Below are 328 nucleotides of genomic sequence, written 5' to 3'. Positions count from 1 at the left end.
TAGTGCTTCTGCAAGCTCTACAATCTTGTCTTCCCACTCTTTCTCACCTTCTAACGCTTTAAGCGCAGAACCTTGGATTAGAGGTAGGTCATCACCTGGGAAGTCGTACTCAGAAAGAAGTTCACGAACTTCCATCTCTACTAGCTCTAGTAGCTCTTCGTCGTCAACCATGTCACATTTGTTCATGAATACGATGATGTAAGGTACACCAACCTGACGAGAAAGTAGGATGTGCTCACGTGTCTGAGGCATAGGACCGTCAGTAGCCGCAACTACTAGGATCGCGCCGTCCATCTGTGCAGCACCTGTGATCATGTTTTTAACATAG

1 protein-coding gene is annotated in these 328 nt (G+C 46.6%); it reads right to left on the bottom strand.

What is annotated here, in order from left to right; translation table 11 throughout:
- Positions 1–328 (bottom strand): GTP-binding protein (locus CWB72_RS13985; RefSeq protein WP_252371560.1); only part of this gene is annotated, 328 nt, incomplete at both ends.

The sequence above is a fragment of the Pseudoalteromonas phenolica genome (assembly GCF_005886345.1).
Lineage (GTDB): Bacteria > Pseudomonadota > Gammaproteobacteria > Enterobacterales > Alteromonadaceae > Pseudoalteromonas > Pseudoalteromonas phenolica_A.
The sequence above is the reverse complement of the archived record's forward strand: the minus strand, read 5'-3'. Positions and strand labels throughout refer to the sequence as shown.